Below are 5,042 nucleotides of genomic sequence, written 5' to 3' on the forward strand. Positions count from 1 at the left end.
CAGCAACTCCGTTGCCAATATCGAAAACGAAACCAACCGTGTTGCCCAGGCCACACAGGATATTCAACAGGTTCTGCAAGAGCAAAGTATTGCTGCACGGGAAGTCGCGGAAACCATTGAAAAAATCGCCAGCAAAGCCGATGACAATGCTGCACAATCCGATCAGACCAAAGCAGCCAGCGAACAGCTCAGAGGCATCAGCAGCAGCATACAAAGCCTGACCCAGCAACTCAGGATTTACTGAAATCAGGTAAAACCATCACCATAATCAGGGCGCTGTCTTGACTAACCGGTCGGCCAGCTCCTTGAATGAAGCCACCTCCAGATCTGAGATCGGACCTAAAGGAAACAGCTGTTGACCGGGGCGTTCAACAAAGGCTGATCGCATTCCCGCCCAGGAAGCTCCAGCCACATCCCAGCCATGGGCTGCAACCAGCAACGACTCAGCTACCTGCACACCTGCCTGTTGTGCTGCCCACTGATATACACGGGCATGAGGTTTGTAAACACCTACATCCTCAACACTCAGTGCCGCCTCAAAGAAACCATCCAGTCCGGCGTGGTGGAGTTGGGCATCTGCTGCCGCTCGTGAAGAGTTGGTCAGGGCAAAGAGCCGGTAACCTGCAGCACTCAAACGCTCAAGAGCCGGAGCAACATCCGGGTGCGCCGGTAAAGCCCGAATCGGGGCGACCGCCTTTTTTGCTGTAGCCTCATCCAGCTCTATTCCCTGATTCCTTGCAGTCATTTGCAAGCAAGCAACTGCAATCTCCCCAAAGTCCCGATACTGATCCGCTACCGTGGTCACCAGTGAATACTGCAACAGGGTAGTAAACCAGAGGGGCACCAACTCGGGGCGACCACCCAAAGCTTCACCTATACTTTCCTTGACGGGTTGCAGATCCAGAAGCGTTTCATTCACATCAAAGAAAATAGCGGTAGGTTTAAGCATTTCCGCACTCCAGAGTAAAAAAAGCACAGAATCAACTCCTTCTGTGCTTTTTTATTAATTGGGAATAAAAAGGGCTTTAAGCTCTAGCAGTTAACCTATCAAAGACCAAACCCAGTACAATGCCAAAGATCGCGTGCAGCATCAGGGTGCCAACAGGAACCATCATGCCACTGGGCATTTGCTGTCCAAAAACTCCAGCACCCATCATGGGCATCAGTACCACCATCATTCCCAGCCAACCAGCAACGCCCAGAGCCAAACCACGTACCCAGGAACCACCCAGGGGGAGCTTACTGAATACAACGGTATAGGCCAGACCATAACCCAGTACGCCGATCATGAAATGCGCCACCCATCCCATTGCTGCTCCACTTCCCATTTGCCCGGCAAGCATTTTGATGACATCGAGATCGGGCATCATCCCCATCATGCCTTTAAGCAGCATCAGCGCTGAAAGAACAAAGGTAGCCACCAAACCCGACAGCAATCCAGCTGATATTTTATTCATCATTAACTCCTGATTTTTTGGATAAAAGACAAAAGTTATTTGCCTATCCATTAGTCGTTCTTGCCTTCATAAAATTACATCAGAAGTCTTCTTTCTGTGACTGAGTTCGTTTTTGACGGCACTGTAAGTAGCCACACAGAAAGGAACAAGGAAGTTCATTAAGAAGTGAGGCCAGCTGAGGCTGGCATCACCCCAGAGAACACTACCCTGGTTGATCAGGTTGAGGATGACACCCACAACCAGGGCGATTTTGATGGAGTTGCCCACTACACGAGGCAGCAGGCAGAGGGAGCAGTAATAAGCCACTTTGCCGTTCATTGTCAGTCTCCTTGCTTGTCATCTTCCAGACGCTTTTGCCACTCGGGGCCGAGTTGGTGCAACAAATCCATTTGCTGATGGCAATTACGGCAGCCTTTGCACAGCATTTCATGCATTTTGAGGCTCCAGTGCTCCTTGCGCGTCAGTACCCGATCCTGACTGGCCGACATGAGTTGGGTGGCTTGTTTACAGGTCAGCATCAGGCTTTCTCCTCACTGATCCAGCCTTTTTCCAGGCACTGGCGCAGTTTCATGCGTGCCCTGTAGAGAATCACCGAGCAGTTGTTTTCGGTAATACCCAGCAGCTCACAGATTTCACAGATTTCCACTTCCATCAGCTCACGCAGGGAAAAAACACGGGCAGGCACATCCGGCAAATGAATCATGCAGGCATCAAAAACCCGCCAGAAATGGCTGGAAGTCAGGGCTTCTTCAGGGTCACCCCAGGCCTGAGGGCGTGCATCACTTTCCCAGAAACCGGAGCTTTTGAACTGCCGATCCAGCTCTTCTTCACTGGGCAGAGCCTCTTCACTCAGCATCCAGCTGGCGCGACGTTTCTGATACCGGAAGATATCCAGAATCTTGTAGCGCAGAATGCCAAACACCCAGGTTTCAAACTGGGAGCGCCCATCAAAGCTGTCCAGCTTGTTAAGCGCTGCCAGCAAAGCTTCCTGAACGGCATCTTCGGCCTGGTCATCAAACCGCAGTTGCAGGCGAGCAAAAGCCAACAACCTTGGTCTGAGTCTTTCCAGGCGCTGTTGGTAAGTAGTAGGTTCAGCGAGCTTTCCAGGCATTTTTAGCGAAGGCCTCATTCAGCGGCGGATTGCTTAGGTGATTAGTATAGTTGCTGAGGGTTTTCAGACCCGCAGCCAATATGACTTCCATCACTTGTTGCTGTTCAAAACCAGCCGCCAGAAACTCATCCACTTCCTGTCCGGCCCAGCCTTGTTTGCTGACAATAGCCTGAGTCACCTTGGCTAAGGCAGCCATGCGAGGATCATCAATGGAGCCGCCATCACGCAAGGCCTGAATGATTTCTTTATCCACTCCGGCACCCTGCGCGAGAGTGGTATGCGCAGCAACACAGAATTCACACTGATTAGCTACACTGACGGCCAGTAAAACAACCTGCTGTTCCTGCGGGGACAGGCTGGAACGTCCAAAAATCTCAGAAAGTGTCTGATAACCTTCCAGCAGGGTCGGTGCATTAGCCATGATGCCATACATGGTCGGTACAAAGCCCAGTTTGGATTCGGTGGCTTGCAGGCGTTCTTTTGCATTGCCGGGTGCTGTTTCGGGAGTGTGCAACGTAAAGTCAGTCATGAGTAACTCCTGTTTGGATCATTTGAGAGTTCTCTTCCAGCTTAACCAAACCACTCGGATAAAAACGGCTTTAGCGTCCTTTTTTCAGGCTTTCCTGCTTACAAGCTGATCATTCCAAGCCAAAGAGCCAAAGGAACGATGCCGGTTGCCACCATAGAGATCAGCAGATATAACGGATAACGGACTTTTGGATTTATGGCAAGGAGTAGAGCAATCCCACCACCACCGCCCAGAACCCAGTTACCGGGCAGGTTCAAAGCCATCAGCATAAACACATAAGGATGCTGTTTATAAAAGAAATAACTGTAACGCAGGGCACGACGGGTAAAACTCAAATCTTCCGGTCGGGTACTTTCCAGGCGATTTCGTGCTCTTTCCAATGCCATTTTATAGCGATCAACCAGAAGATAATGAGCGGCCAGATAGCTGAGGTTCAAACCAAAAACGGTAGCCAGCCAGGCAGCAAGCAATCCTTTTTCACCAAAAAGCCCGATAATCAGCCAACCCAACTCAACCCCGGGGACAAAGGGTATTGCCAGCAAAACACTGTAAACCAGCGCTATAATCACCAGCACCCGATTACCCGTTGCGTGATCCATCCAGAGATGAAGAACACCTTCGCCACCCTGAACCCACAGACCAGCTGCCACCAGAGCAATCAACCCCAGACTGACCATAACCTTCAGGCAAAGGTGGCAGTAGCCTGTAATTTTCCCGGACTCAAACAAAAGATGAACCTATTTTGCTTTGCAACTGGAAAGCCCCAGCAGGCGATAAAGCGGGCACCAACCAACCAGCGCAGTAACCAGCGGAATCAGACCGACCAGCCCCCATACACTCTGGTAGTAAAAGCCAGCTGCAAAAAATAACAGAGCCAGAATCAGGCGCACCCCTTTGTCCAAAGTGCCAACATTTTTGCTCATAACACACTCCTTCAGTGGCTAGAATTTTAAGTTACCTCTATTAGTCGCCTGTGACGAAAGAAACTTACAACCTGGAAATTCGCCTGACCTGACCCGGCGAATCCTGCCAGAAATCCTTGAAGGTTTTACGAAACGCGCTTTCTGAGCGATAACCCACATTCATGGCGACTTCCAGTACGGATTTACCCAGCGCCAGTTGCTGTCTTGCCCTGTGCATACGTAGGTGGCGCAGGTATTCGCCCGGTGGCATGCCCTGGGTTTCCTGAAAAATTTTTGCCAAGAGGGAGCGGGCTACGCCCACCTCATGAGCCAGCGCAGTGACCCCCCAGGCCTTTTCCGGGCTGGTATGCATCAAGGCCAGTGCCCGGTCAATGTAAGCAGGAACAGTGTTTTCCAGTTCAGACCGGGTCACAGCCTTTTGCTCCAGAGCCGCCCTTAACAGGAAGATCAACAAGGGTTCAGCAAGCTGTTTCAGAACATGCACAGAACCCGGTTGCTGCTGTGTTGCTTCAATGACCAGTATTTTCAACAGATAACTCAGAGCCGTTGTTGAGCCGTACAGTCCTTTAAGATGCAGCAAGGCGGGTAACTGGCGAAACCAGCCGGGCAAATAACCCTGCCGAAAGTGAAAGTAACCACAGACCAGGCCGACACCTTCAACAGATTCCTGAAGGGCAACTTCTTGACTGATCTGCTGACTGGAATGGATCGGCAAAAGTATATGGCGACGATCCTGCGAGAAAAACAGCAGGTCACCTTTCTGCAAAAGAATTTTTTCTCCATCCGGCCAGACCAGCCAGCACTCCCCTTCAGTCACCAGATGAAAGCTGGGATCCTGAGGTACATCATGCTCCAGAAGCCAGTTACCGCAGTGCTTACCAACATGAAACAACTGCCCGTGGATACCCAGAGGCTGAACCAGTCGGGTCAGCCAGTCTTCCTGTTGAATGCTCACGGCTATCTCCTGTGCAGAAACTCGGCAGCCGGTGAAGGTCGTCCATAAAAATAACCCTGAAAGTTCA

Annotated in this window: 10 protein-coding genes; 1 reads left to right on the forward strand and 9 read right to left on the reverse strand. The window is 51.0% G+C overall.

Annotation, left to right across the window (positions count from 1 at the left end):
• Positions 1–244: hypothetical protein (locus IBX50_RS17085; protein WP_292257507.1), on the forward strand; the 244-nt coding region annotated here is incomplete at its 5' end.
• A gap of 24 nt (positions 245–268) precedes the next feature.
• On the opposite strand, the gene IBX50_RS17090 is transcribed toward IBX50_RS17085, so the two are convergent.
• The 9 genes from IBX50_RS17090 to IBX50_RS17130 all read right to left on the reverse strand — a co-directional run.
• Entirely contained in the window at positions 269–949 is a 681-nt protein-coding gene (locus tag IBX50_RS17090; protein WP_292257508.1) for a haloacid dehalogenase type II, read from the reverse strand.
• A gap of 76 nt (positions 950–1,025) precedes the next feature.
• Positions 1,026–1,457, reverse strand: coding sequence for a DUF6789 family protein (locus IBX50_RS17095; RefSeq protein WP_292257509.1), 432 nt, complete (start codon positions 1,455–1,457; stop codon positions 1,026–1,028).
• A gap of 66 nt (positions 1,458–1,523) precedes the next feature.
• On the reverse strand, positions 1,524–1,775 hold the full coding sequence (nrtS, locus tag IBX50_RS17100; RefSeq protein WP_292257510.1) for a nitrate/nitrite transporter NrtS: 252 nt from the start codon (positions 1,773–1,775) through the stop codon (positions 1,524–1,526).
• A 2-nt stretch (positions 1,776–1,777) separates the two neighbouring features.
• A complete protein-coding gene (locus IBX50_RS17105) occupies positions 1,778–1,975 on the reverse strand; it encodes a zf-HC2 domain-containing protein (protein WP_292257511.1) in 198 nt (65 codons plus the stop codon).
• Positions 1,975–2,568, reverse strand: a complete 594-nt coding sequence (locus tag IBX50_RS17110) for a sigma-70 family RNA polymerase sigma factor (protein ID WP_292257512.1) — start codon at positions 2,566–2,568, stop codon at positions 1,975–1,977. Before IBX50_RS17110 ends, IBX50_RS17105 begins: the two co-directional genes overlap by 1 nt.
• On the reverse strand, positions 2,549–3,097 hold the full coding sequence (locus IBX50_RS17115; RefSeq protein WP_292257513.1) for a carboxymuconolactone decarboxylase family protein: 549 nt from the start codon (positions 3,095–3,097) through the stop codon (positions 2,549–2,551). The genes IBX50_RS17110 and IBX50_RS17115 overlap by 20 nt, the downstream gene beginning before the upstream one ends.
• Positions 3,098–3,195: 98 nt before the next feature.
• The gene (locus IBX50_RS17120) at positions 3,196–3,825 is read right to left on the reverse strand and encodes a hypothetical protein (protein WP_292257514.1); all 630 of its coding nucleotides are present in this window, start codon (positions 3,823–3,825) and stop codon (positions 3,196–3,198) included.
• A gap of 9 nt (positions 3,826–3,834) precedes the next feature.
• Positions 3,835–4,020, reverse strand: a complete 186-nt coding sequence (locus IBX50_RS17125; protein ID WP_292257515.1) for a DUF2892 domain-containing protein — start codon at positions 4,018–4,020, stop codon at positions 3,835–3,837.
• A 64-nt stretch (positions 4,021–4,084) separates the two neighbouring features.
• On the reverse strand, positions 4,085–5,042 hold a 958-nt coding region (locus IBX50_RS17130), incomplete at its 5' end, for an AraC family transcriptional regulator (protein WP_292257516.1).

Source organism: Marinospirillum sp. (assembly GCF_014859565.1).